Raw genomic sequence first — 25,292 nt, 5'->3', positions numbered from 1 at the left:
TATGGCGGCCACCTGGATGGAATGATGAACGTTCTACGCCTTCCTTTAATTGCGTTGCTGACCGGTGTGCTGGGTCTGGCGGGGTGCACCACGCACCAGCCAGCGGCCTTGTACCAACTGGACAGCGGCGCCCCAGGCCAGCCCGCGCAAAGCGCCGGCATGGCCGTGGTACTTGGCCCGATCAGCGTGGCCGACTACCTGCAGCGTGAAACCCTGCTGCAACGTCAGCCCGATGGCAGTCTGAGTGCGGCCACTGATGGTCGATGGGCTGGCAGCCTGTCTTCGGATATCGATCAACTTCTGGTACGTCAACTGGCGTGGCGCCTGGACAGCCAGCGGGTTGTCCTGGCACCGGCTACGGCGGGCTTCAGCCCGGATGTGCAGGTGCTGTTGTCGATCACTCGCCTGGACTCGGGCAAGAACTTGCCTGCGGTGCTGGATGCGCAATGGCGCTTGATCGACCGTCGCGGTCAGGTGCGTGACAACCGCATTGTTCACCTGGAGCAGCCACACGGGGGCAGCACGGCGGATCAGGTCAAGGCTCAAGGTCAGTTGTTGCAACAGCTGAGCGAGCAATTGGCCGTGGCGCTCAAGCCACTGGCCAACCAGCCGCCGCTGGTTGAGATGCGCAAGCCCGAGACCAAGGCTGCACCGAAGCAGGGTGCGGAGAAACCTCGAATTCCGATGGCTTCACCGATCCGTACGGATATGGAAGTGTTTCGCTTCTGAGGCCGTAACCCGAAACAAAAAATCCCGCACATGTGCGGGATTTTTTTTGCCTCTACGGGAGCACGCCGTCAGCCACGATTCTCATGCATCCGCGCCAGTTGGCGCTCAAGCATGGATGGATAAGGCTCCATCAGGCGCTCGACGCAGCAGGCACCTTCAGGGCTGGCAATCGGGCGGATACGGGCGCGCTGACGGATCAGCGGGTCGTCGCTGATCTTGCGCTCCACCAGCAGCAAGTTGCGGCTGTGTTGCGACAGCGCCAGGGCGTCCTGTGCGACTTCAGTCAGTAGCAAGTCAATCTGGCTCATGCCGTTCAGTCCTTCGCCCAGCACCAGACCCAGTTGCAATTGCAGGGTGATGCCGCTGTCCGCGACTTCGATCTGCAAGGCGTGACCCAGGGCCCGCAGCAGTTCGCCGCAGCAAATGGCGTTGGTCAGGTAATCGTCGCCGCTGTCTTCGCTATGGAACAGCATCAGCGTGCTGCCATCGTTGAGCGTATGCAGCTCGCTTTGATACAGCGAAGCTGCCTGGTTCAGGCAATCGCGATAACGCTCCAGCAGTTCCATCAGGCGGGCGCGGGGCAGGCGACGCAGTTGTTCCTGTGCCCCCAGCTGCACCGCCAGTACGGCGCTTGGCTGTGGCGCAGCTGATACGACCTGTTTTGGCTTGGCCAGCGCAATCGGCGCAGCAGTGGCTGTGCTGGTGTCGCGCAAGTCAGCGAACGGGTCTTCGTCGTCGTTTTCGTCTTCTGCGGTGCTGACCAACTGCCGGGGAGCGGCTTTGGGAGCAGGCGCAGCAGGCGCTTCATCGAACGTCGGATCGCTCAGGTTGCGCACTTCGAAGGTCGGCTCGTTGTCTTCGGCTTCTTCGTAGTCGCTGTCGTCGTAGTCTTCTTCCGGTTCTGGCTCGGGTTCCGGCTCTGGCGCCGCAGGGGCGAGGCGGCTGTGAAGCTGGCGGGCCAGATCACCGATTTCATCCTGGCGCTGAATGGCCGGGGTGTAAGGATCGGGCTCGCGCAACCATACCCGCAATTGCAGCAGCGGCGTGGTGATGTGGCGTCCCAGTCGCAAGCTCAAGGCCAGGGCCAGGGCGAGCAGAATGGCGCTCAAAATGCCCATGCTCTGCAGGCTGATGGTCATCGGCTGCTCAAACTGGTGCATGTCCAGGCTGATGCGCAGATGCCCGGCGGTCACATCCTGAAAGGTGATCTTGGTCTGATACACGCCTTCGGTTTCGCCCAGCAAGCCGTTTTTGGGACGCTGGCCGGCTTCGGCGAGGATCCGGTTATCGACGCTGTAGATAGCTGCGTGGGCCACCAGCGGGTTTTTGGTCAGGTTGTTGAGCAGCACGTTGAGACTGAGGATGTCATTGGACACCAGCAGCTCGGTCGCCGAGGTGGCGGTTTGTGTGGTCAGGCTCTGACCCAGGGCATCTGCCTGCTCGTGCATGGCCTGCTTGAATTGCAGTCCCATCACCACGGCATAAATGACCAGCGCCAGGGCGACCAGGATCACGTTATGGCTGGCGATACGCAGAGCAATCGGAACGCGGCGATCACGCAGGGCCCGGAAGATCAACAGGAAGAAATTATCGGTTTTGACAGGCAATGGCCGGTTCACTGAGCGCGGCTCTTAGTCCGTTAAGTTGGTGCGCAGTATAGCGAGCAGCCTGAAGGCGGCAAAGCCTTGGCGGTGCCCGATGGTCACTGAAAGTGGGTAGAATGCGTTTTTTTTAGCGAATGGGGGTGTGCCTTGCGCGAAATCGTCCTGATAAACATCACAGGTGAGGACCGTCCGGGTCTCACTGCGGCCATTACTGGTGTATTGGCCAGCAATGGTGTGAATATTCTCGACATCGGTCAGGCCGCTATCCATGGCGTTTTGTCGTTGGGTTTTCTGGTGGAAATTCCACAAGCAGAGCTGGTTTCGGCGGTGCTCAAAGACCTGCAGCCATTGATCGCCCAAGAGGGGCTGCAACTGCGTTTTGACCCGATCAGCGAAGAGCATTACCAGCGCTGGGTCAATGAGCAAAGCCAGACCCGTCATGTGGTGACGCTGATGAGCCGCCAGGTGACTGCCCATGAGTTGCAGCGCGTGACATCGGTGATCAGCCAGCACGGTTTGAACATCGAACAGACTGATCGCTTGTCTGGCCGTGTACCGCTGGACGCCCCGACGCAGTTGAGCAAAAGTTGCATCGAACTGCGTGTGTGCGGCGAGCCTGCGGATATTGACGCGCTACGTGCCGATTTCTTCAACCTGGCCCAAGAGCTGGGTGTTGATATCGCGCTTCAGGAAGACACCCTGTTCCGCCGCAATCGCCGTCTGGCGGTGTTCGACATGGACTCGACCCTGATCGAAGCCGAAGTGATCGACGAGTTGGCCAAGGCTGCGGGCGTGGGTGACCAGGTGGCTGCAATCACCGAGCGCGCCATGGCCGGTGAGCTGGACTTCAAGGCCAGCTTCAAGGAGCGCATGGCGCTGCTCAAAGGTCTGGATGTGGGCGTGCTGGATGCCATCGGTGCCTCGCTGCGCCTGACCGAAGGCGCCGAAGTGCTGTTCGCGGAACTCAAGCGCTTGGGCTACAAGACCGCCATCCTGTCGGGCGGCTTCACGTATTTTGCCAAGCAGGTACAGGCGAAGCTGGGCATCGACTATGTGTTCGCCAACGAGCTGGAAGTGGTGGATGGCAAGGTGACCGGTGTTGCGGTTGAGCCGATTGTCGACGCACAGCGCAAGGCGGACTTGCTGCGTGAGCTGGCGCAAAAGGAAGGCTTGAGCCTGGAGCAGACCATTGCGGTCGGTGATGGTGCCAACGACTTGCCGATGCTGGCAATTGCCGGGCTGGGTGTGGCATTCCGCGCCAAGCCACTGGTTAAAAAATCGGCCAGACATGCCATTTCGACTCTGGGCCTGGATGGTGTGCTGTACCTGCTGGGCCAGCGCGACCGTAACAGCCAGGGCTAGTGAATACGTGTAGTCGCTGCCGCAGGCTGCGATAAGGCCCGCAGGGCCTTCGCTTTTAATACAAAAGCGGGGGCCGCTTTGCAGCCCATCGCAGCCTTCGGCAGCGACTACATTATTTACTCACCGATCTTCTGCCCCATCATCACCGGCGTTCCCGCCGCCAGGCCTTCAGCCCACTTCACTTGATCGGCACCGAACAGCACGATTGCAGTCGAACCCAGTTTGAAGCGACCCAGCTCGGCACCTTTTTCCAGGTGGATCGGCGCACGTGCAGCTTCGTCGTAGCGGAAGGTTTTCAGCTCGCGTTTAGGCGGCGTGACCAGGCCGGCAAATACGGTTTCAATCGACGCCACGATCATGGCACCCACCAAAATCACGGCCATCGGGCCGCGTTCGGTATCAAAGATGCACACTGCACGCTCGTTGCGGGCAAACAGCTCCGGCACGTTTTCGGCGGTAGTCTGGTTAACCGAGAACAGGCGGCCCGGCACGTAGATCATCTCGCGCAAGGTGCCTGCCAACGGCATGTGTACGCGGTGGTAATCCTTTGGCGACAGGTAGATGGTGGCAAAGTCGCCGCCCATGAACTGTGCTGCCACAGCGGCATCGCCACCCACCAGTTCCAGCACGCTGTAGCTGTGGCCTTTGGCCTGGAACACGCGACCATGTTCAATCGGGCCCAGTTGGCTGACAGCGCCATCGGCAGGGCTCAACACGGCGCCCGGAGTTTGATCCAGCGGGCGGGCGCCGTCTTTCAGGGCGCGGGTGAAGAAGGCATTGAAGTGCTCGTAGGCGGTAACGTCTTCAACCAGTGCCTGGGACATGTCCACTTGGTAACGCTTGGCGAACCAGGTTGTGAATGCATTCTTGAACCAGCGCACGCGGCACTCGGCAATGCAGCCGGCCAGGCGTGACAGCAGGTGATGCGGCAACAGGTACTGGCTGAGGAGAAACAAACGCGTTTTCATTCAAGGTCCTTAATTTTTTACAGGCAGCTCGACAGGGGTATCGGGATGGTTGCCCCATTCGCCCCAAGAGCCGGCGTAGCCTTTGACGCGCGGATAACCGAGCGATTTGGCAACGAGATAAGTAAAGCCAGAACGGTGGTGAGTCTGGCAGTGGGTAATCACTTCTTTGTCTGGCGTGATGCCCAGATCCTTGAGGATCTGCGCCATGTCAGTGCGGATACGCAGGTTGCGGGTTTTATCCATGCCTGCGGTCCATTCAAAATTCTTCGCGCCGGGGATATGCCCACCCTTGGCGGCGAGCACTTTTTCGCCCGTGTATTCGGCTTCGCTGCGCGCATCCCAGATCGCCAGATCCGGGGCGCCCAAACGGCTTTGCAGGTACTCGCGGGTTGCGGTGGGTTCATCGTGCAGAGTCAGTGCCACCGGGCCACCGGCTGCAGCGGGTACATCCTGGCTGACGGCGTAACCGTCACCTGTCCATGCGTGAATGCCGCCATCCAGATAGTGATAAGCCTTGTGTCCGATCACATCCAGCAGCCAGATGAAGCGCCCGGCCCAGCCGCCGCCTTCGTCGTCATACACGACGTAGACCGCATCGGGGTTGTGCCCCAACTCGCCGAACAACGCTTCGAGCGCCGCCTGGGTCGGCAGCAGGCCGGGCGCCGGTGGCAGCCCCAGTTGCGTGCGCTTCGGGTCGACGAAGCGAGCCCCCGGAATATGCCCGGCTTCGTAACGCGCGACGCTGGTCAAGTCGACCACGATCAGTTCGGGAGCGTTGAGCCGGGCGAACAGGTCGCTTGGTTCAATCACTAACGGCAAGCCAGAGAAGCCAGGCATGTGAAGCCTCCAGAGCAAAAAAGGGGGGGATTGTAGCGCTAGCGCCCGCGACTACTAAAGCTATTCAGGGCTTTCTCGATGCATTGGGCCGTTTTGCCGAATGCCTGCACGCTGGTTTCCGAAAAGGGTCCGCCGCCCTGGTCTGCCAGTACCAGCATGACCACGCGGCCGTTGTTGCTCAGAGAGCGTAACAGTAGATGCTCGCCAGGGAACAGGCTGCGCAGGCTGTAGGGTAAAACCGCGGATATGACGCCATTGTTCTCGGGTGTCAGGCGTACCTGAGCCGGTTGCGCCATCAAGCGCTGGAGTGCGGTGCTCTCGTTGATGGTGATGTTCAGGTCGAAGGCTGTCTTTGCCAGTCCGGCTATCTGATTCACGCTCAGGGCGGTTGAGGTCTTGTCGGGTGTCAGCAGCATCACTCGGCGCATGCCGCACGCCAGCAGGGCTTCGCGGGCGCAAGTGGTCAGGTGCATCGGGTTGCTGAATGCGCTGGGTTGCTCGAGCAATTGCCCGCAATGTCTGCGCCACGCCGCCAGCGCCTCGGCCGAGGGGGGCGGCGCGGCCAGCGAGCTGTGGCGGGTGCGGCGTGCATCCCATGGCCAGAGCAGCGCCTGGGCCGGGTGCCAGAGTTCTGGCATCGAGTGATAGCGCCCGCTGTTTACCGCGTGCTGGTGCACTTGCTGTTGTATGTCATCCAGCGGCATTTGCAGGTACAGGCTGGTGACGTACTGCCAGCGCAAGTTGTGCGGCGTGTCCCATGCCTGTTGCGCTGAAAGTGCCAGGCAGTTGGCCAGCAGCACGCTGTTGGCGGGCTGGTTGAACCAGCGGCGCAGCTCGGGATCGGCGTCCAGGTGCTGTTGCTGGCGCAGCGGATGATGAGTGTCGCGGGCAATGTGCAGCACCTTGACCAGCGTGCGGCGCTCGTCGGTGATGACCGTATAGCCCTGCATCACCCAGGCGGGCAATCGCCAGAGTTCGGCCAGCGTGCGGCAGATATCAAACAGCGGAACACCAAATAGCTCCAGCTCGACCTTTTTGGCGCATTCCCCTTGCTCGATCACCCGTCGCTCCCAGGCTTCAAGCAGCAGCGGGTGAGTGAGCGCCAACGCCCATAACGGCGACAGAAACAGCAGGCTGCTCCAGTAGATTTCTTGCCAGAGGCGCGCCAGGCGATTGCCGAACAGCCCGATTGCTTGTTGTGCGGCGTGCTGGCTGATGAGCTGGATTTGTCGATAGGCCATCGGGATGTCTTCGATCGCCAGTGCGGGTACGCGCTCGAGCAACACTTGGGTGCGCTTGAGGCCCAGGCGGTTGATGGCCACTTCAAGGCTTTCGGCAGGCTCGCTCAGGCTGCTCTGGACGTGTTGGTTGGCCTCGCGGATCAGCCTCAGTGCCAGCGCCGGACTGTCCTGCATGACCTCGGCAATTTCGCGTAATGAGCGGCGACTGTCGTTGATCGTCTTGAATACGCGCTCATGGCTGTTTTGCGGGATCGGCAAATCAACAGCGTCCAGGCGTGATACCCAGGCATCCAGAGTAGTGGGTGTTGATGTCGGTGCGCAGGTTTCGTTGGCCATTAGGGGAACGCGATCATCATCGATTGTGGAGGTCGAATGGATTTTCGGCTTTGCCGGCTATAGTCTGGCGCAGATTCGCCGATAAGGAGAAGAAGAGTTTTAGCTTCGCTGGAATATGACCTTGAACCCGACTCAGTAAGTACTTTTTATCTATGGCTAAAATTATCGGCATCATTGTCGTGTTCGCGAGTGTGCTTGGCGGATACGTGCTTTCTCACGGCAAAATCGGTGCGTTGATTCAGCCGTTCGAGGTTTTGATCATCGGTGGGGCGGCCTTTGGCGCGTTCCTGCAAGCCAACCCCGGCTACATGACCATGCACGTGATCAAAAAATCACTCAGCATGTTTGGATCACGCTTCTCCCACGCTTTTTATCTGGAAGTGCTGGGGCTGGTTTACGAGATTCTCAATAAAAGTCGCCGCGAAGGCATGATGGCCATCGAAAGCGATATTGAAGACGCGGCCGCCAGCCCGATCTTCTCCAAGTACCCCACTGTCCTTAAGGATGAGCGCATGACGGCGTTTATCTGCGATTACCTGCGCATCATGTCGTCGGGCAACATGGCGCCCCACGAGCTCGAAGGGCTGTTTGACATGGAGCTTTTCAACCTCAAGGAAGAGCTGGAGCATCCTTCCGATGCCGTGACCGGGATCGCCGACGGCATGCCCGGTTTCGGCATTGTGGCGGCGGTGCTGGGTATTGTCGTGACGATGGCCTCGCTGGGTGAGGGCGATCAGGCCGCAATCGGCATGCACGTTGGTGCCGCGCTGGTGGGGACGTTCTTCGGTATTTTGGCCGCCTATGGCTTCTTCGGTCCGCTGGCGACGTCCCTGGCCCACGATGCCAAGGAAGAAATCAACGTTTACGAGTCGATCAAGGCTTCCCTGGTGGCCTCGGCCTCGGGCATGCCGCCGTCGCTTGCCGTCGAGTTCGGTCGTAAAGTGCTGTACCCCAAGCATCGACCGAGCTTTTCCGAGCTTGAACAAGTGGTTCGCGGTCGCTGAGTTATGGAAAACAACCAGCCCATCATCATCAAGCGCGTAAAGCGCTACGCCGCAGGCCATCACGGTGGCGCCTGGAAAATTGCCTTTGCTGACTTCGCCACGGCGATGATGGCGTTCTTTTTGGTGATGTGGCTGATGACGGCCGCCACGCCAGAGCAAAAGATCGCCATTGGCGGCTACTTCAAAGACCCGATCGGTTTCAGCGAAAGCGGCACACCGTACATCATCGACCTGGGCGGCACGCCCGCGCTGGCGCCGGACAACACCCTCAATCCCGAAGAGAAACTGCAGCCTCAGCCCGACAAGATCAAAGTCGATGCCGATCAGGTTGAAAACATGGCGGAGCAGGTCGAGAAAGAACGTCTCGAACTGCTGCTTCAGGAGTTGCAGAACAAGGTCGAAGAAAACCCGCAACTGCGTAAATTCAAGGATCAGTTGCTGTTTGAAATCACTCCGGACGGTTTGCGGATCCAGATCATGGACGCCGAAAATCGCCCGATGTTTGATGTGGGCAGCGCGCGGCTAAAGCCTTACTTCGAAGATATTTTGCTGGCCATGGCCGACACGATCAAAGCGGTGCCGAACAAAGTCAGCATCAGCGGCCACACCGATGCCATGCCCTATGCGGGAGGTGGCGATTACGGCAACTGGGAATTGTCGGCCAACCGTGCCAATGCGGCCCGGCGTGCCTTGGTGGCGGGTAGCTACCCTGATGCGCAGATTGCGCGGGTGGTGGGGTATGCGTCGTCAGTGCTGTTCGACAAGGCCAACCCCTATAACCCGATCAACCGTCGAATTGACATCGTGGTGCTGACCAAAAAGGCCCAGCAGGCGATTGAAGGTGAGCAGGGTGTGGAGCCGGTTAAGGCCCAGGAGTTGCCCAAGGCTGCGATCGATCCGATCCAGTTGCCCGCCGACAAACAGCCACTGCCGATGCATGAAGAGCGCCAGAAGCTGAATCTGTTTGACGACAAGGCACCGTAACCTTGTAGTCGCTGCCGCAGGCTGCGATAAGGGCCGAAGGACCTTCGCTCTTGAAAAGCGCGACCCCTTCGGGCCCGATCGCAGCCTGCGGCAGCGACTACATCGTTACGTGGCTTAGTAGCTCGACTCGGGCAAGCTGGCAATGATCGAGCGATAGCTGTTCATGCGCTGCTGTTGAACGCGGCCATCTTCCAGGGCCATCAACAATGCACAGCCAGGCTCGCGGTCGTGTTTGCAGTCGCGGAAGCGGCAGGTGCCGATCAAGTCGTTGAACTCGATAAAGCCCGCCTCGACATCGGCCCGGCTCACGTGGCCCAGGCCGAACTCGCGGATACCCGGTGAGTCGATCAACTCGCCGCCACCCGGGAAGTGGAACAACCGCGCCGTGGTGGTGGTGTGCGTGCCCTGGCCCGAGACTTCCGACAGCGGCCCGACCCGCAGGTTGACCTCTGGCAGCAGGCTGTTGACCAAGGACGACTTGCCCACGCCCGACTGACCCACAAACACGCTGATATGGCCGTCCAGTTGCGCTTGCAACTGCTGCATGCCATCACCGTGGTGCGCCGACACTTCCAGCACCGGATAACCCAGCTGGCGATAAACCCCCAGCAACGCATTGAGCGCCGGTGAGTTTTGATCGTCGATCAAGTCAGCCTTGTTGAGCAGCAGCAACGGACGAATCCCCGCGTGCTCGGCGGCGACCAGGTAACGGTCGATGAGGTTGGCATGGGGCTCGGGCATGGGCGCGAACACAATCACGATCATGTCGACGTTGGCAGCGACCGGCTTGAGCTGACCACGGCTGTCCGGGCGGCACAGTTCGGTTTTACGCGGCAGTTGGGCGACGATGACGCCGATGCCCTGGTTGCCGGCGCGCCATACAACCGTGTCGCCGGTCACCAGTGCGGGCAGGTTTGCGCGCAGGTGGCAGCGGAACATCTGGCCTTTAAGCTCGCCTTCCTGGGCTTCGACTTCGACCTGCACACCAAAGTGCGCGATCACCAGGCCGAGTTGCTCGGGGCCTAAATCGCCGCCCTCAAGCGCTTCGACGGCACTGGATTCGCGTTTGGCGGCGCGGGCAGCGCGCTCGCCCTGGATCTTTTCGATGCGCCAATTCTGACGACGATTGAGCTGGCGTTTGGCCATGGGTGTTCCGTGTTGATAAAACGATAAGAAGGGTAAAACGCAGGCGAGTTTAGCACGAGGGCTGCACGCCTAAGCTAAACTGCGCAACCAAGCACTGGAGGCCATTATGCAAAACGCGCAGAACCTGATCTGGATCGACCTGGAAATGACCGGTCTGGACCCTGACAACGACGTCATTATCGAAATGGCCACCATCGTTACCGACAGCAACCTCAATACCCTGGCTGAAGGTCCGGTCATCGCCATCCACCACAGCGATGAAGTGCTGGCCCGCATGGACGAATGGAACACCCGCACCCACGGTGGCAGTGGCCTGACCCAGCGCGTCAAAGACAGCACCACCACCATGGCCGAAGCCGAGGCGCAAACCATCGCGTTTCTTGAACAGTGGGTACCCAAAGGCAAGTCGCCGATCTGCGGCAACAGCATCTGTCAGGATCGCCGCTTCCTGTACACCCACATGAAAGCGCTTGAAAGCTACTTCCACTACCGCAACCTGGACGTTTCGACGCTCAAGGAACTGGTCGCGCGCTGGGCACCTGAAGTGCGCGACAGCCTGGTGAAGAAAGGCACGCACCTTGCGCTGGACGACATTCGCGAGTCGATCGCCGAACTGCAGCACTACCGCAAGCATTTCATCAAATTCTGATCGTAACGTTGTAGTCGCTGCCGAAGGCTGCGAGCTGTTCAGATCTCAGGTTCGCAGCCTTCGGCAGCGACTACAAAGTTACGCCCCCTTTTGGTGCCAATGCCAACTGAGAGTAGACTGCGCGCCTTCTTGCAAGGATCGCTGCCATGTTGCTGATGCTCTATTTAGTTGCCATTACTGCCGAAGCCATGACCGGGGCGCTGTCTGCCGGGCGTCGGGGCATGGATTGGTTCGGCGTGGTGCTGATTGCCTGTGTCACGGCGCTAGGCGGCGGCTCGGTGCGCGACGTACTGTTGGGGCATTACCCGCTGACCTGGGTCAAACACCCGGAATACCTGGTCTTGACTACCTTTGCCGCGCTGGTGACGATCTTTATCGCGCCATTAATGCGCCATTTGCGCTCGCTGTTTTTGGTGCTCGATGCCCTGGGGCTGGTAGCGTTTACCCTGATTGGTTGCATGACTGCGCTGGAAATGGGCCAAGGCATGCTGGTGGCCTCGGTGAGCGGGGTCATCACCGGGGTATTTGGCGGCATCCTGCGGGATATCTTCTGCAACGACATCCCGCTGATCTTCCGTCGCGAGCTGTACGCCAGCGTATCGTTTGCCGCAGCCTGGTGTTTCTTGCTGTGTACCTGGCTCGAAATGCCCAGCGAGCAGGCTATTTTCGTGACCTTGTTCGGCGGGCTACTGCTGCGTTTGTTGGCGATCCGCTTTAACTGGGAAATGCCCAAGTTCGTTTACAACGACGAGCATTAAGCAATTGCGGGAGTGGTCAGGCGCGCTTGGCGTGTTGTGCCAGCGCCCACTCCACATGTTCCTGCACCAGCTCGGACGGGTAGTCGCGCCGCGCCTTCAAGGCTTCAAGCACCGGGATCGTCGACGGCGCATTGCCCAGCCCCACTGCCAGATTGCGCAGCCAGCGCTCGTACCCTGCCCGGCGCAGAGGGGAGCCCTCGGTGCTGCTCAGGAACGTGTCTTCATCCCACATAAACAGCTCGGCCAGCCCGGCGTTGTCCAGGTTGTGCCTTGGCTTGAAGTCGCCTTCTGCCGTAGTGCGGGCAAAACGGTTCCACGGACAGACAATCTGGCAATCATCACACCCGAACACCCGGTTGCCGATCATTGAGCGCAGCTCTTCGGGGATCGCGGTTTTCAGCTCGATGGTCAAGTACGAAATGCACTTGCGCGCATCCAGTACATAGGGTCCGACAAAGGCATTGGTGGGGCAAATGTCCAGGCAGGCAGTGCAGCGTCCGCAGTGCTCGGTCTCGTGGGGAGGGTCGACCGGCAGCGGCAAGTCGACAAACAACTCGCTCAGGAAGAAATAGCTGCCCGCCTTGCGATTGAGCACCAAAGTGTTTTTGCCGATCCAGCCCAGGCCAGCCTGCTGCGCAATGGCTTTTTCCAGGACCGGGGCGCTGTCGACAAAGGCGCGAAAGCCAAACGGGCCGATGTCCTTCTGGATGCGGTCGGCCAGTTGCTGCACGCGCTTGCGGATCAGCTTGTGGTAATCGCGACCCAGGGCGTAGCGCGACACGTAGGCTTTTTCAGGCTGGGCCAGCAGCTGCGCCATGTGGGTGTCGCCGGGCAGGTAGTCCATGCGCAGGGACACCACGCGCAATGTGCCGGGGACCAGTTCTTCGGGATGCGAACGCTTGCTGCCGTGGGCAGCCATGTAGTCCATGTCGCCGTGGTAGCCAGCATCGAGCCAGCGTTGCAGATGGTGTTCGTGTTCTCCAAGGTCGAGGCCGGCAATGGCGACTTGTTGAAAGCCCAGCTCGCGGCCCCATTCCTTGATGGACTGAGCGAGAGCGGGGAGGTCGGCAGTAATAGCAGGCATGAGGCAAGAGAAACCGGAGCTGAGATGCGTATAATTCTGCCAGACATCGGAGCCCGACACGTATGCCGCAGACCAAACACCTTTTAGCTGACCCCAAAGCCCTTTGCGCAGATAACCTGCCGCGACTGCCTGTGCGGGCCCCAAGCGCCCACAAAGGCCAGTTCGGCCATGTGCTGCTGGTGGGTGGGGATCGCGGGTTTGGCGGCTCGATTACCCTGAGTGCCCAGGCTGCACTACGCTGTGGCGCTGGCCTGGTATCACTGGCCACGCGTCCCGAGCACGTGGCGGCCGCTCTGGTGCAGGTGCCTGAAGTGATGACACTTGGCGTGTCGTCAGCCAATCAGTTGATGGGTGTGCTGGCGCAGGCTTCGGTGGTTGTGGTGGGCCCGGGTTTGGGGCAGGCCCCCTGGGGGCGTAGTCTGTTGTCGGCAGCTGCGCAGGCAAAAATGCCTCAGGTGTGGGATGCCGATGCGCTGAATCTGTTGTCCAACGCAGTCATTGGGCTGGCGTCCGGCTCGGTGATCACCCCGCACCCGGGCGAAGCCGCGCGGTTGCTGGGCATCAGTACCGGGCAAGTACAGGCAGATCGCCCGGCAGCGGCCCGAGCGCTGGTTAAAAAATATTCAGTGGTCTGCGTCCTTAAAGGAGCAGGCACTCTGGTTGCAGGGTTGGACGGTGAATTGGCCATTTGCAATCAGGGACACCCGGCCATGGCTACGGCCGGTTTGGGGGATGTGCTGGCAGGCGTGATTGGCGCGCTGCTGGCCCAGGGCATGAGCGCCTTCGATGCGGCGTGCCTGGCGGTGTGGCTGCATGCCCGCGCCGGAGAACAACAGGGACAATTGGGCCGTGGGCTGGCGGCCAGTGATTTGATTCCAGTCATTCGTCAGTTGTTGGAGGAACACGCACCGTGCACGAAATAACACTGCAACTGGACGATGAAGAGGCAATGACCGCCTTTGGCGCGCGCCTGGCGACCGTGACTCAAGGTCATGGCCTGATCTTTCTGGACGGTGATCTGGGGATGGGCAAGACCACCCTGTCACGAGGCTTGATTCGCGGCCTTGGGCACACCGGCTCGGTTAAAAGTCCGACCTTTACGTTGGTTGAGCCTTATGAAATTGGCGATATTCGCGCCTTTCATTTTGATCTGTACCGTCTGGTCGACCCTGAAGAGCTCGAATATATGGGGATTCGCGATTATTTCGACGAAGACGCCCTATGCTTGATTGAATGGCCCGATAAAGGTGCAGGCTTTTTGCCAAAGCCTGACCTGACCATTACCATTAGCCCGCACAACACCGGGCGTTTGCTGAAGCTGACGCCCCAAGGTTCACGTGGCGAGTCTTGGTGTGCCGCATTGGCACCGGAATACAAATAATGATGGGGTTTGGTATGCGCTTTCGCGCGTTAGTAAGTGTGGTGGGTGTGTTGCTCAGTGTCATGGCGGTCAACGCTTTGGCGGCGACACAGGTCAAAAGCGTACGTTTGTGGCGGGCGCCGGACAACACACGACTGGTTTTTGATCTGACCGGCCCGGTGCAGCACAGCGTGTTTACGCTGACAGCCCCTGACCGTCTGGTGATTGATATCAATGGTGCGACCCTGGCCGGCCCGTTGAATGTGCAAACCGCCAATACGCCTATTACCAGCATGCGTTCGGCGCAACGTACCCCCACGGATTTGCGCGTGGTGATCGACCTGAAAAAGGCGGTGACTCCGAAGAGCTTCGTGCTGGCGCCGAATGCCCAGTACGGCAACCGTCTGGTGGTTGACCTGTATGACCAGGGTGCCGACCTCTCTCCGAGCTTGCCTGCCACCAATGTGGCGACGGTGCCTGTGGTTCCGGTCACTCCGGCCCAGCCTGACGTCAAGTTGCCGCCGATTCCGAGCGGAAAACGCAGTGTGGTGGTCGTCATTGACGCCGGCCACGGCGGTGAAGACCCGGGGGCCTCGGGCTCTGCAGGCCAGCGGGAAAAAGACGTGGTGCTGGCAATTGCCAAAGAGCTGCAGCGCCAGATCAATGGCATGAAAGGCTTCAGGGCTGAGCTAACGCGCACCGGCGACTACTTTATTCCGTTGCGTGGCCGTACCGAAATCGCCCGCAAAAAGGGCGCCGACCTGTTTGTGTCGATCCACGCCGATGCCGCGCCGTCCAAGGCCGCCTTTGGTGCTTCGGTGTTTGCCTTGTCCGAGCGCGGTGCGACTTCCGAGACTGCGCGCTGGTTGGCAGACAGCGAAAACCGTTCTGACTTGATCGGCGGCGCGGGCAATGTGAGCCTTGACGATAAGGACCGCATGCTGGCGGGTGTATTGCTCGATTTGTCGATGACGGCTTCGCTGACGTCCAGCCTGAACGTGGGGCAAAAGGTCTTGAGCAACATCGGTCGGGTGACACCGCTGCACAAGCAGCGCGTGGAGCAGGCCGGGTTTATGGTGCTCAAGTCGCCGGATATTCCATCGATCCTCGTCGAAACCGGGTTTATCTCGAACTCCAACGAAGCTTCGAAACTGGCGTCGAGCAGCCACCAGCAAGCGCTGGCGCGTTCGATCAGCAGCGGCGTGCGTCAGTTCTTCCAGCAAAACCCGCCACCGGGCACGTATATCGCCTGGCTGCGTGACACGGGCAAAATTGCCCAGGGCGCCCGTGAACACACGGTCCGTCCCGGCGAAACACTGGCGATGATTGCCGTGCGATATCAAGTGGGTGTGGCGACGCTGCGTTCGAGCAACAGCCTGAAAACCGATGAGCTTAAAGTCGGCCAAAACCTGAACATTCCGGCCACCGCCCTGGCGGCTCAATAATGAGTGACGGCGTCTTGAACAGCAGCGCGCGGATTGAACTGCTCAGCCCGCGCCTGGCCAACCAGATTGCTGCTGGCGAAGTGGTTGAGCGTCCGGCATCGGTGATCAAAGAGTTGCTGGAAAACAGCCTCGACTCGGGCGCCAAGCGCATTGACGTGGATGTGGAGCAGGCCGGGATCAAGCTGCTACGGGTGCGTGACGATGGCAGCGGTATTTCCAGTGACGACTTGCCGCTGGCACTGGCGCGTCACGCCACGAGCAAGATTCGTGATCTTGAAGACCTTGAGCGGGTGATGAGCCTGGGTTTTCGCGGTGAGGCCCTGGCTTCCATCAGCTCTGTTGCCCGCCTGACCCTGACTTCGCGCACCCGTGGTGCCGATCAGGCCTGGCAGGTCGAGACTGAAGGCCGCGACATGGCACCCCGGGTGCAACCGGCGGCACATCCGGTCGGCACCTCGGTTGAAGTACGTGACCTGTTTTTCAATACCCCGGCGCGGCGAAAATTTCTTAAAACCGAAAAAACCGAGTTCGATCATCTGCAAGAAGTGATCAAGCGCCTGGCGCTGGCCCGGTTTGATGTGGCGTTCAATTTGCGACACAACGGTAAAACCATCCTCAATCTGCATGAAGCCCGGGACGATACTGCCCGCGCCCGACGTGTGGCGGCGGTGTGCGGCTCGGCGTTCCTGGAGCAGGCGCTACCGATCGAGATCGAGCGCAATGGCCTGCATTTGTGGGGCTGGGTGGGTCTGCCGACTTTCTCGCGCAGCCAGGCTGACTTGCAGTATTTCTATGTGAATGGCCGTGCGGTACGCGACAAGCTGGTGGCCCATGCGGTGCGCCAGGCTTATCGCGATGTGCTGTTCAACGGTCGTCATCCGACCTTTGTCCTGTTTTTTGAAGTCGACCCTTCGGTTGTCGACGTCAACGTCCACCCGACCAAGCACGAAGTGCGCTTCCGTGACGGGCGCATGGTGCATGACTTTTTGTATGGCACGTTGCATCGCGCCTTGGGTGATGTGCGTCCGGAAGACCAACTGGCCGCTCCTGCGCCTGTGCCCGGTGCTGAACGCCCTACGGGGCTCGACGCCGGTGAGTTTGGTCCGCAAGGTGAAATGCGTCTGGCAGCCAACGTACTGGAGCAGCCGCAAGCGGCGCCTGGTCAGCATGTCGCAGGCTCGGGTGCCGGTGCGGGTTATCAGTATCAGTACCGGCCGCAGTCTTCGGTGCCTTCAGTTCCTGTCGAAGAAGCGCGCAATGCCTATCGCGAGTTTTTCGCGCCATTGCCCGAGGCCAATGCTGCACCCTTGCCGGACGGGCAGGGCGATATCCCGCCGTTGGGCTTTGCGCTGGCGCAACTCAAGGGCATTTATATCCTTGCCGAAAACGCCCAGGGACTGGTGCTGGTGGATATGCACGCGGCCCACGAACGCATCATGTATGAGCGCCTGAAAATCGCCATGGCCAGCGAAGGCTTGAGTGGTCAGCCGCTGCTGGTGCCGGAATCGATTGCAGTCAGTCAGCGTGAAGCCGACTGTGCAGAAGAGCACGCCGAGTGGTTCCAGCGCCTGGGCTTTGAGCTGCAGCGCCTTGGCCCGGAAACCCTGGCTATCCGCCAGATCCCGGCCCTGCTCAAGCAGGCTGAGGCTCAGCGCCTGGTCCATGACGTACTGGCCGACCTGATGGAATACGGCACCAGTGACCGGATTCAGGCGCATCTCAATGAGCTGCTTGGCACCATGGCCTGCCACGGTGCGATCCGGGCCAATCGCCGTTTGGCGATCCCGGAAATGAACGGCCTGTTGCGTGACATGGAAAACACCGAGCGCAGTGGTCAGTGCAATCATGGTCGTCCCACCTGGACCCAAATGGGCCTGGACGACTTGGACAAACTCTTTTTGCGCGGTCGCTGATGACAGGTTCCAACGTTTTACCCCCGGCCATTTTTCTGATGGGGCCGACGGCTGCCGGCAAGACCGATCTGGCCATCGAGCTGACCAAGGTGCTGCCGTGCGAGCTGATCAGTGTCGATTCGGCACTGGTCTATCGCGGTATGGATATCGGTACGGCCAAGCCGGAGAAAGAAATTCTGGCTGCCCACCCTCATCAGTTGATCGATATTCTCGACCCGGCTGAGAGCTATTCGGCAGCTGATTTTCGCCGCGACGCACTCAAGGCAATGGCCGAAATCACCGCGCGCGGCAATATTCCGCTGCTGGTGGGCGGCACCATGCTGTATTACAAAGCACTGATCGACGGCCTGGCAGACATGCCCCCGGCCGATCCCGAGGTGCGTGCGCAGCTCGAAGAAGAGGCTCAACGCCTTGGCTGGCAAGCCTTGCACGACCAGCTGGCGGCCATCGACCCGGAGTCTGCAGCGCGGATTCACCCCAATGATCCTCAGCGTCTGACGCGGGCGTTGGAGGTTTATCGGGTCAGCGGCATGAGTGTGACGGCCCACCGGCAAAAACAATCTGAGCAAACGACTAAAGCAGCGGCTTCTGGGCACAGCCAATTGCCCTATACTGTCGCGAATCTGGCCATCGCTCCGGCGAACCGTCAGGTGCTGCATGAGCGAATTGCACTAAGATTCGGGCAGATGCTGGAACAGGGGTTCATTGACGAGGTCATAAGCCTGCGCCGTAGAAGTGACCTGCATGCCGGGTTGCCGTCTATACGTGCTGTAGGTTACCGCCAAGTCTGGGATTACCTGGACGGCAAGCTGACAGCGGCGCAGATGCAGGAGCGCGGCATCATTGCCACGCGCCAGCTGGCCAAGCGTCAGTTCACCTGGTTGCGCAGTTGGGACGACTTGCATTGGCTGGACAGTCTGGACTGCGACAATCTGCCACGAGCCTTGAAATACCTGGAATCGGTCTCCATATTGAGCTGAGTCTTGGCAAATGCCGTCTATCCTATGGATGTGGCGACAGCGGTCATCTAATTTTTGTTTCTATTTTTTATCCTTACAGGAGTGCGGCATATGTCAAAAGGGCATTCGCTACAAGACCCTTACTTGAATACTTTGCGTAAAGAGAAGGTTGGCGTTTCCATCTACCTGGTCAACGGGATCAAGCTGCAGGGGACCATCGAGTCTTTCGACCAGTTCGTGATTCTGCTGAAAAACACCGTCAGCCAAATGGTTTACAAACACGCAATTTCGACAGTCGTACCAGTACGTCCAATTCGTCTGCCTAGCGCAACTGAATCGGATCTGGCAGACGCTGAACCAGGTAACGCCTAAATAGGAGCATCCTTTGTTCTTTGAGCGCCACGGTGGTGGTGAGCGAGCAATCCTCGTTCACTTGGAAGGACAGGACCCTGAGGCGCGCGAAGATCCGCAGGAGTTCCAGGAGTTAGCTGTGTCGGCTGGCGCCGATACCGTCGCGTTTTTTAACGTGCCGCGTCATCGGCCATCGGCCAAATACCTGATTGGCAGTGGCAAGGTCGAGGAGTTGCGCGACCTGGTCAAGGCCGAGAAGGTAGACATCGTGATTTTCAATCACGTGCTCACGCCCAGTCAGGAACGTAACCTCGAACGAGTTTTCGAGTGTCGCGTGCTTGATCGTACCGGGCTGATTCTCGATATCTTCGCTCAACGCGCCCGTACCCATGAAGGTAAGCTGCAGGTCGAACTGGCCCAGCTTGACCACATGAGCACGCGTCTTGTGCGTGGCTGGACTCACCTTGAGCGTCAGGGTGGCGGCATTGGCATGCGCGGGCCGGGTGAAACCCAGCTCGAAACCGACCGCCGTCTGTTGCGTGTACGCATCAGCCAGATCAAAGCCCGCCTGAAAAAAGTCCGCAGTCAACGGGAGCAATCCCGTCGAGGCCGCCAGCGCGCCGATATTCCTACGGTGTCGCTGGTGGGCTATACCAACGCCGGAAAATCCACGCTGTTCAACAAGGTCACCGGCTCTGACGTATTCGCCGCTGACCAGTTGTTCGCCACGCTCGATCCGACCTTGCGCCGCCTTGATCTGGGCGATCTGGGGCCGATCGTACTGGCCGATACCGTGGGCTTCATTCGCCATCTTCCGCACAAGCTAGTTGAAGCTTTCCGGTCTACGCTCGAAGAGTCGAGCAATTCCGATTTGCTGCTGCATGTGATTGATGCGCACGAACCTGAGCGCATGGCTCAGATCGAGCAGGTGATGGTGGTGCTGGGCGAAATTGGTGCGCAGGACTTGCCGATTCTCGAGGTCTACAACAAAATCGATTTGCTTGAAGGTGTCGAGCCGCAGATCCAGCGTGATGCCGATGGCAAGCCGCAGCGGGTCTGGTTGTCGGCCCGTGATGGTCAAGGGTTGGAGTTGCTTGAACAGGCCATCGCCGAGTTGCTGGGCAATGATTTGTTTGTTGGCACCTTGCGCTTGCCGCAACGTTTTGCTCGACTGCGTGCACAGTTCTTCGAACTGGGGGTTGTGCAAAAGGAAGAGCATGACGATGAGGGCTCCAGTCTGTTGGACGTACGCCTGCCGCGAGCCGAGTTGAATCGCTTGGTCAGCCGCGAAGGGATGCAGCCGCTGGAATTCATCGAAGAACACACTTTGCAATAAAAGCCTCGCAAAGCGGCTGTGCCGCTGTGATAGGCATTCTGTAGCATTGGTCGGCGCGCCGTGGGCGCGTCTTTGCTTTATCAGATGGAGAGCGCTATGGCTTGGAATGAGCCGGGTGGCAACTCGAATAATCAAGATCCTTGGGGTGGCAAACGCCCTAATAATGGCGACCGCAAGGGACCACCAGATCTCGACGAGGCCTTCCGAAAGCTGCAGGAAAGCCTGAATGGGTTGTTCGGTGGTGGGAAAAAACGTACTGGCGGTAGCGGCAGTGATGGTGGTTCGAATGGCAAGGGCGCCGGTTACGGCCTGCTCGGCATCGGCCTTGTCGTACTGGCGGCTGCCTGGCTGTACAGCGCTGTTTATGTAGTCGATGAGCAGGAGCAAGCCGTCGTGCTGCGCCTGGGCAAGTACTACGACACCGTTGGGCCGGGTCTGAACATCTACTTCCCGCCGTTCGATAAAAAGTACATGGAGAACGTGACGCGTGAGCGTGCGTACACCAAGCAGGGTCAAATGCTGACTGAAGACGAGAACATCGTCGAAGTACCGCTGACCGTGCAGTACAAAATCAGCAACCTGCGTGATTTCGTGTTGAACGTTGATCAACCGGAAGTCAGCTTGCAACAGGCTACCGAAAGCGCCTTGCGTCACGTCGTGGGTTCCACGGCGATGGATCAGGTGTTGACCGAAGGTCGTGAGCAGATGGCTGTAGACATCAAGGAACGCTTGCAGCGCTTCCTGGATACCTACAAGACCGGTATCACCGTCACTCAGGTCAACGTACAAAACGCAGCGGCACCGCGTGAAGTACAGGAAGCCTTTGATGACGTGATCCGTGCCCGTGAAGACGAGCAGCGTGCCCGCAACCAGGCAGAAAGCTACGCCAATGGCGTGGTGCCGGAAGCGCGCGGTCAGGCCCAACGCATCATCGAAAACGCCAACGGCTATCGTGATGAAGTGATTTCTCGTGCCAAGGGTGAAGCCGACCGCTTTACCAAACTGGTTGCCGAGTATCGCAAGGCTCCGGATGTAACGCGTGATCGTCTGTACCTGGACACCATGCAGGATGTCTTCAGCAACACCAGCAAAGTACTCGTGACCGGCAACAAAAACGGCCAGAGCAACTTGCTGTACTTGCCATTGGACAAAATGATCGAAGGCCGTAATGGCAGCAACCCGGCAACGGGTTCGGCAGCTGCGGCGGGCAATAACGACTCGGCATCCCATGCCAAGTCGGAAATGCCGACACCACCGCGTACCAGGGAGAGTCGCTGATGAGCAATAAATCGCTGATCGCCCTTATTGTTGCCGTTGTCGTGGCGATTGTTGCCTGGAACAGCTTCTACATCGTTTCACAAACCGAACGTGCCGTTATGTTGCGCTTTGGCCGTGTGGTGCAGGACGATGTTCCGCCGGGTCTGCATGTGAAGATTCCTTACGTCAACCAGGTGCGCAAGTTTGATGGCCGCTTGATGACGCTGGACGCACCGACTCAGCGTTTTCTGACGCTGGAAAAGAAAGCAGTAATGGTTGATGCATTCGCCAAGTGGCGTGTGAAAGATGCGGGTCGCTTCTACGCTGCGACTTCGGGTCTTAAGCAGGTTGCTGACGAGCGCTTGTCGCGTCGTCTCGAATCGGGTCTGCGTGACCAGTTCGGTAAGCGCACGTTGCACGAAGTTGTGTCCGGTGAGCGCGATGCGCTGATGGCAGAACTGACTGCATCGCTGAACAAAATGGCTGAAAAAGAGCTGGGTATCGAAGTTCTCGATGTTCGGGTCAAGGCTATCGACCTACCGAAGGAAGTTAACCGCAGCGTGTTCGAGCGTATGAGCAGTGAGCGTGAGCGTGAAGCTCGTGAGCACCGCGCCAAGGGTAACGAGCTGGCAGAAGGCATTCGTGCTGACGCCGATCGTCAGGCCCGCGTACTCTTGGCTGAGGCTTATCGCCAGTCCGAAGAGTCACGCGGTGATGGTGATGCCCAGGCTGCTGCGATCTACTCCAAGGCGTATGGTCAGGATCAAGAGTTCTACAAGTTCTATCGCAGCCTGCGCGCTTACCGCGAAAGCTTTGCGAACAAGAGCGACGTACTGGTTCTGGACCCAAGCAGCGATTTCTTCCGCTACCTGGAAAAATCCAAGCCTGCACAGTAGTAAAAACGCTTGAAACCTGTGGGAGCGGGCTTGCTCGCGATGTAAACAACTCGGTATGTCTGCTAAATCGAGTTGATGCCATCGCAAGCAAGCCCGCTCCCACACTGTTTTCAGAAGGGTTGGCATGTTCATCACAGACCCTGCTTTCACTCCGCCGGGCGGTCAAATGGCCTCGCGGGGTGATCCTTTTAGAAAACGGGTGTATGATGCGGCAGCCGGGAAATTCCCGGCTTTTTTGCGTCTGCATGTTTGATTGACCGAATGGCTGTTACAGCATCGGTAGATTTTTCGAGGAATGTGCTGTGTAAGCCTGTCGCTTGGGCTTTTTTGCTGTGCGCGTTCAAGACGCAGCCACGTTCTGCTTTACTCAAGGCTCGCCTGCTGGCTGGCCGCCCGGATCATAGGGGAATGGCGTAATGGCAACGGTAGACCGCTGGCTCTTGCCAGATGGCATCGAAGAAGTACTTCCACCTGAGGCAGCCCGCATCGAAGTGGCGCGCCGTCAGGTGTTGGATCTGTTCCAGAGCTGGGGCTATGAGTTCGTCGTCACTCCGCATATCGAATACCTGGAGTCCCTGCTGACGGGGGCTGGCCAGGATCTCGACTTGCGTACCTTCAAGGTTATTGACCCGCAAACGGGTCGCCAGATGGGTTTTCGTGCCGACATCACGCCGCAAGTGGCGCGCATCGATGCGCATACCCTGCGTCGCGAAGGCCCAAGCCGTTTGTGCTACGCCGGTAGCGTGCTCCATGCGCAGCCGCGTGCGTTGTCATCCTCGCGCAGCCCGATCCAGTTGGGTGCCGAGTTGTATGGCGATGCGAGCCCTAGCAGCGACGTTGAAGTCATCAGCCTGATGCTGGCGATGCTGCAACTGGCCGATGTGCCGGATGTGCACATGGACCTGGGGCATGTTGGTATTTACCGTGGTCTGGCCCGTGCGGCCAACCTGTCGGTTGAAGTGGAACAACAATTGTTCGACGCCCTGCAACGCAAGGCGATCGACGAAGTAACGGCCTTGACCGAAGGTTTGCCGGCTGATTTGGCAGGCATGCTTCAGGCATTGGTTAGTTTGTGTGGCGGCCGCGACGTGCTGGTTGCTGCGCGTGAGCGTCTGGCAAAGGCTCCGGCCCCCGTGCTGGCTGCTCTGGATGACCTGGTGGCGATTGCCGAGGGGTTGTCCGTGCGTTTCCCGCAGTTGCCGCTGTATTTTGACCTGGGTGAGTTACGTGGTTATCACTACCACACAGGTGTGGTGTTTGCGGTCTTTGTACCGGGCGTTGGGGACTCCATCGCCCAGGGCGGTCGTTATGACGATATCGGTGCTGTTTTCGGACGTGCCCGTCCGGCTACCGGTTTCTCGACCGATCTGAAAACCCTGGTGACCCTGGGGCGTGCTGAAGTCGAGCTACCGTCTGGCGGTATCTGGATGCCTGACAGCACAGACGCGGCACTCTGGCAGCAGGTTTGCCAGCTTCGCAGTGAAGGTCAGCGTGTGGTTCAGGCGTTGCCTGGGCAACAGCAGGCTGGGGCCCATGAGGCAGACTGCGACCGCCAATTGATTCAGCAGAACGGCCTGTGGCAAGTAGTGCCGCTGGTTTCTTGAGTTTTCCTGCCGGCGGCTGCCGGCACCAAGTTTGCGCGAATGAGGACAAGTGTTATGGGTAAGAATGTCGTAGTCCTGGGCACCCAATGGGGTGATGAGGGCAAAGGCAAGATCGTTGATCTGCTGACCGAACATGCTGCCGCTGTAGTGCGTTACCAAGGTGGCCACAACGCTGGCCACACGCTGGTGATCGACGGCGAAAAAACCGTATTGCACCTGATTCCGTCGGGCGTGTTGCGCGAAGGCGTGCAATGCCTGATCGGCAACGGTGTCGTGGTTGCTCCCGATGCCCTGCTGCGTGAAATCATCAAGCTGGAAGAGAAAGGCGTACCGGTGCGCGAGCGCCTGCGTATCAGCCCGTCCTGCCCGCTGATCCTGTCCTTCCACGTTGCGCTGGACCAGGCGCGTGAAAAGGCCCGTGGCGAGCTGAAGATCGGTACTACCGGTCGCGGCATTGGCCCGGCTTACGAAGACAAGGTTGCTCGTCGTGGCCTGCGTGTTGGCGATCTGCTGAACATGCCGCGCTTTGAAGCCAAGCTGCGTGAACTGGTGGACTACCACAACTTCATGCTGGTGGGTTTCTACAAAGAGCCAGCCATCGATTTCGACAAGACCCTGGCCGAGTGCAAGGAATACGCCGAACTGCTCAAGCCGCTGATGCTGGACGTGACTGCCGAGCTGCATGACCTGCGTCGTGCTGGCAAAGACATCATGTTCGAAGGCGCCCAGGGTTCGCTGCTGGACATCGACCACGGTACCTATCCGTACGTGACCAGCTCCAACACCACTGCTGGCGGCGTTGCCACCGGTTCGGGCGTTGGCCCGATGTTCCTGGACTACATCCTGGGCATCACCAAGGCTTATACCACTCGCGTAGGTTCGGGTCCGTTCCCGACTGAGCTGTTCGACGACGTCGGCGCTCACCTGGCCAAGCAAGGTCACGAGTTCGGCGCTACCACCGGCCGTGCTCGTCGTTGTGGCTGGTTCGACGCCGTCATCCTGCGTCGCGCTATCGATGTGAACAGCATTTCGGGCATCTGCCTGACCAAGCTGGACGTACTCGACGGTCTGGAAACCATCAACATCTGCGTAGGCTACACAGACGCAAATGGTGTTGAAATTGCTCCGACCGATGCTGACAGCTACGTAGGCCTTCAGCCTGTGTACGAAGAAGTGCCGGGCTGGACTGAATCGACCGTGGGTGCCAAAACCCTGGAAGAGCTGCCAGAGAACGCACGTGCTTACATCAAGCGCGTTGAGGCACTGATCGGCGCGCCGATCGACATTATCTCGACTGGCCCGGACCGCAACGAAACCATCGTTTTGCGTCACCCGTTCGCTTAAGTCGCTGTCGATGTTAAACAAAAGGCCCTTCGGGGCCTTTTGTTGTTTCTGCCTGTTGTGCGGCACGACCCTTGCTGTGATAACCGTCAATAAGCGTGCTATCAAAATAATGGCACCTAAGTGGA

At 59.2% G+C, this 25,292-nt stretch carries 23 protein-coding genes; 17 read left to right on the top strand and 6 right to left on the bottom strand.

Annotated features, from left to right (window positions below; all coding sequences use genetic code 11):
* Positions 1-24: 24 nt before the first annotated feature.
* Positions 25-729, top strand: coding sequence for a membrane integrity-associated transporter subunit PqiC (locus V6P94_RS00880; RefSeq protein WP_219262140.1), 705 nt, complete (start codon positions 25-27; stop codon positions 727-729).
* A gap of 68 nt (positions 730-797) precedes the next feature.
* Here V6P94_RS00880 and V6P94_RS00875 read toward each other — a convergent pair whose 3' ends face one another.
* A complete protein-coding gene (locus V6P94_RS00875; protein ID WP_133076655.1) occupies positions 798-2,348 on the bottom strand; it encodes an AhpA/YtjB family protein in 1,551 nt (516 codons plus the stop codon).
* A 132-nt stretch (positions 2,349-2,480) separates the two neighbouring features.
* On the opposite strand from V6P94_RS00875, the gene serB reads away from it, so the two are divergent.
* On the top strand, positions 2,481-3,695 hold the full coding sequence (gene serB / locus V6P94_RS00870; protein WP_133076654.1) for a phosphoserine phosphatase SerB: 1,215 nt from the start codon (positions 2,481-2,483) through the stop codon (positions 3,693-3,695).
* Positions 3,696-3,811: 116 nt separating this feature from the next.
* Here the strand turns inward: serB and asd are convergent, their stop codons facing one another.
* Genes asd through V6P94_RS00855 form a run of 3 tightly spaced genes read right to left on the bottom strand, consistent with a single transcriptional unit; the run spans position 3,812 to position 7,077 of the window.
* Positions 3,812-4,663, bottom strand: a complete 852-nt coding sequence (gene asd / locus V6P94_RS00865) for an archaetidylserine decarboxylase (RefSeq protein ID WP_133076653.1) — start codon at positions 4,661-4,663, stop codon at positions 3,812-3,814.
* A 9-nt stretch (positions 4,664-4,672) separates the two neighbouring features.
* Positions 4,673-5,500, bottom strand: coding sequence for a rhodanese-like domain-containing protein (locus tag V6P94_RS00860; RefSeq protein ID WP_133076652.1), 828 nt, complete (start codon positions 5,498-5,500; stop codon positions 4,673-4,675).
* A 38-nt stretch (positions 5,501-5,538) separates the two neighbouring features.
* Entirely contained in the window at positions 5,539-7,077 is a 1,539-nt protein-coding gene (locus tag V6P94_RS00855) for an HDOD domain-containing protein (protein WP_338648880.1), read from the bottom strand.
* Between the two features lie 152 nt (positions 7,078-7,229).
* Here V6P94_RS00855 and motA point away from each other — a divergent pair, with 152 nt between their 5' ends.
* Entirely contained in the window at positions 7,230-8,081 is an 852-nt protein-coding gene (gene motA, locus V6P94_RS00850) for a flagellar motor stator protein MotA (RefSeq protein WP_338648879.1), read from the top strand.
* A gap of 3 nt (positions 8,082-8,084) precedes the next feature.
* On the top strand, positions 8,085-9,065 hold the full coding sequence (gene motB, locus V6P94_RS00845; protein WP_326427498.1) for a flagellar motor protein MotB: 981 nt from the start codon (positions 8,085-8,087) through the stop codon (positions 9,063-9,065).
* Positions 9,066-9,179: 114 nt separating this feature from the next.
* On the opposite strand, the gene rsgA is transcribed toward motB, so the two are convergent.
* Complete coding sequence (gene rsgA, locus V6P94_RS00840) at positions 9,180-10,211, bottom strand: small ribosomal subunit biogenesis GTPase RsgA (RefSeq protein WP_019826259.1); 1,032 nt, start codon at positions 10,209-10,211, stop codon at positions 9,180-9,182.
* 106 nt (positions 10,212-10,317) lie between these two features.
* On the opposite strand from rsgA, the gene orn reads away from it, so the two are divergent.
* Complete coding sequence (gene orn / locus V6P94_RS00835; RefSeq protein ID WP_133076648.1) at positions 10,318-10,860, top strand: oligoribonuclease; 543 nt, start codon at positions 10,318-10,320, stop codon at positions 10,858-10,860.
* 146 nt (positions 10,861-11,006) lie between these two features.
* Positions 11,007-11,618, top strand: coding sequence for a trimeric intracellular cation channel family protein (locus tag V6P94_RS00830; RefSeq protein ID WP_338648878.1), 612 nt, complete (start codon positions 11,007-11,009; stop codon positions 11,616-11,618).
* Positions 11,619-11,634: 16 nt separating this feature from the next.
* On the opposite strand, the gene queG is transcribed toward V6P94_RS00830, so the two are convergent.
* Positions 11,635-12,702, bottom strand: a complete 1,068-nt coding sequence (queG, locus tag V6P94_RS00825; protein WP_326397250.1) for a tRNA epoxyqueuosine(34) reductase QueG — start codon at positions 12,700-12,702, stop codon at positions 11,635-11,637.
* A gap of 62 nt (positions 12,703-12,764) precedes the next feature.
* Between queG and V6P94_RS00820 the strand changes: the two genes are divergently transcribed.
* From V6P94_RS00820 to V6P94_RS00770, 11 genes are all read left to right on the top strand, one after another.
* On the top strand, positions 12,765-13,625 hold the full coding sequence (locus tag V6P94_RS00820; protein WP_219262133.1) for an NAD(P)H-hydrate dehydratase: 861 nt from the start codon (positions 12,765-12,767) through the stop codon (positions 13,623-13,625).
* Positions 13,613-14,083 carry a tRNA (adenosine(37)-N6)-threonylcarbamoyltransferase complex ATPase subunit type 1 TsaE gene (gene tsaE, locus V6P94_RS00815; protein WP_048360336.1) on the top strand — a complete coding sequence of 157 codons (471 nt, stop codon included), beginning with the start codon at positions 13,613-13,615 and terminating at the stop codon, positions 14,081-14,083. Before V6P94_RS00820 ends, tsaE begins: the two co-directional genes overlap by 13 nt.
* A gap of 2 nt (positions 14,084-14,085) precedes the next feature.
* The gene (locus V6P94_RS00810) at positions 14,086-15,507 is read left to right on the top strand and encodes an N-acetylmuramoyl-L-alanine amidase (protein ID WP_219262197.1); all 1,422 of its coding nucleotides are present in this window, start codon (positions 14,086-14,088) and stop codon (positions 15,505-15,507) included.
* Complete coding sequence (gene mutL / locus V6P94_RS00805) at positions 15,507-17,420, top strand: DNA mismatch repair endonuclease MutL (RefSeq protein ID WP_405046728.1); 1,914 nt, start codon at positions 15,507-15,509, stop codon at positions 17,418-17,420. The genes V6P94_RS00810 and mutL overlap by 1 nt, the downstream gene beginning before the upstream one ends.
* Entirely contained in the window at positions 17,420-18,400 is a 981-nt protein-coding gene (miaA, locus tag V6P94_RS00800) for a tRNA (adenosine(37)-N6)-dimethylallyltransferase MiaA (RefSeq protein ID WP_133076643.1), read from the top strand. The genes mutL and miaA overlap by 1 nt, the downstream gene beginning before the upstream one ends.
* Before the next feature lie 90 nt (positions 18,401-18,490).
* On the top strand, positions 18,491-18,751 hold the full coding sequence (gene hfq / locus V6P94_RS00795) for an RNA chaperone Hfq (RefSeq protein WP_016783304.1): 261 nt from the start codon (positions 18,491-18,493) through the stop codon (positions 18,749-18,751).
* A gap of 13 nt (positions 18,752-18,764) precedes the next feature.
* Complete coding sequence (gene hflX / locus V6P94_RS00790) at positions 18,765-20,066, top strand: ribosome rescue GTPase HflX (RefSeq protein WP_133076642.1); 1,302 nt, start codon at positions 18,765-18,767, stop codon at positions 20,064-20,066.
* Positions 20,067-20,162: 96 nt separating this feature from the next.
* Entirely contained in the window at positions 20,163-21,344 is a 1,182-nt protein-coding gene (gene hflK / locus V6P94_RS00785; protein WP_133076641.1) for an FtsH protease activity modulator HflK, read from the top strand.
* On the top strand, positions 21,344-22,219 hold the full coding sequence (hflC, locus tag V6P94_RS00780; protein ID WP_133076640.1) for a protease modulator HflC: 876 nt from the start codon (positions 21,344-21,346) through the stop codon (positions 22,217-22,219). Before hflK ends, hflC begins: the two co-directional genes overlap by 1 nt.
* Positions 22,220-22,635: 416 nt before the next feature.
* Positions 22,636-23,823 carry an ATP phosphoribosyltransferase regulatory subunit gene (locus V6P94_RS00775; protein WP_133076639.1) on the top strand — a complete coding sequence of 396 codons (1,188 nt, stop codon included), beginning with the start codon at positions 22,636-22,638 and terminating at the stop codon, positions 23,821-23,823.
* 54 nt (positions 23,824-23,877) lie between these two features.
* Positions 23,878-25,167: an adenylosuccinate synthase gene (locus V6P94_RS00770; protein WP_019826237.1), complete on the top strand. Its 1,290-nt coding sequence runs from the start codon at positions 23,878-23,880 to the stop codon at positions 25,165-25,167.
* Positions 25,168-25,292 lie beyond the last annotated feature (125 nt).

The sequence above is a fragment of the Pseudomonas sp. ML2-2023-3 genome, assembly GCF_037055275.1.
Classification (GTDB): domain Bacteria; phylum Pseudomonadota; class Gammaproteobacteria; order Pseudomonadales; family Pseudomonadaceae; genus Aquipseudomonas.
This window is presented reverse-complemented; position numbering and strand designations above follow the sequence as displayed.

Bases quoted from the DNA above. Each gene is read 5' to 3' on its own strand.
- V6P94_RS00880 (WP_219262140.1), top strand. From the start codon at position 25: ATGAACGTTCTACGCCTTCCTTTAATTGCGTTGCTGACCGGTGTGCTG.
- asd (WP_133076653.1), bottom strand. From the start codon at position 4,663: ATGAAAACGCGTTTGTTTCTCCTCAGCCAGTACCTGTTGCCGCATCAC.
- V6P94_RS00860 (WP_133076652.1), bottom strand. From the start codon at position 5,500: ATGCCTGGCTTCTCTGGCTTGCCGTTAGTGATTGAACCAAGCGACCTG.
- V6P94_RS00855 (WP_338648880.1), bottom strand. From the start codon at position 7,077: ATGGCCAACGAAACCTGCGCACCGACATCAACACCCACTACTCTGGAT.
- motA (WP_338648879.1), top strand. From the start codon at position 7,230: ATGGCTAAAATTATCGGCATCATTGTCGTGTTCGCGAGTGTGCTTGGC.
- motB (WP_326427498.1), top strand. From the start codon at position 8,085: ATGGAAAACAACCAGCCCATCATCATCAAGCGCGTAAAGCGCTACGCC.
- rsgA (WP_019826259.1), bottom strand. From the start codon at position 10,211: ATGGCCAAACGCCAGCTCAATCGTCGTCAGAATTGGCGCATCGAAAAG.
- orn (WP_133076648.1), top strand. From the start codon at position 10,318: ATGCAAAACGCGCAGAACCTGATCTGGATCGACCTGGAAATGACCGGT.
- V6P94_RS00830 (WP_338648878.1), top strand. From the start codon at position 11,007: ATGTTGCTGATGCTCTATTTAGTTGCCATTACTGCCGAAGCCATGACC.
- queG (WP_326397250.1), bottom strand. From the start codon at position 12,702: ATGCCTGCTATTACTGCCGACCTCCCCGCTCTCGCTCAGTCCATCAAG.
- V6P94_RS00820 (WP_219262133.1), top strand. From the start codon at position 12,765: ATGCCGCAGACCAAACACCTTTTAGCTGACCCCAAAGCCCTTTGCGCA.
- V6P94_RS00810 (WP_219262197.1), top strand. From the start codon at position 14,086: ATGGGGTTTGGTATGCGCTTTCGCGCGTTAGTAAGTGTGGTGGGTGTG.
- mutL (WP_405046728.1), top strand. From the start codon at position 15,507: ATGAGTGACGGCGTCTTGAACAGCAGCGCGCGGATTGAACTGCTCAGC.
- miaA (WP_133076643.1), top strand. From the start codon at position 17,420: ATGACAGGTTCCAACGTTTTACCCCCGGCCATTTTTCTGATGGGGCCG.
- hfq (WP_016783304.1), top strand. From the start codon at position 18,491: ATGTCAAAAGGGCATTCGCTACAAGACCCTTACTTGAATACTTTGCGT.
- hflK (WP_133076641.1), top strand. From the start codon at position 20,163: ATGGCTTGGAATGAGCCGGGTGGCAACTCGAATAATCAAGATCCTTGG.
- hflC (WP_133076640.1), top strand. From the start codon at position 21,344: ATGAGCAATAAATCGCTGATCGCCCTTATTGTTGCCGTTGTCGTGGCG.
- V6P94_RS00775 (WP_133076639.1), top strand. From the start codon at position 22,636: ATGGCAACGGTAGACCGCTGGCTCTTGCCAGATGGCATCGAAGAAGTA.
- V6P94_RS00770 (WP_019826237.1), top strand. From the start codon at position 23,878: ATGGGTAAGAATGTCGTAGTCCTGGGCACCCAATGGGGTGATGAGGGC.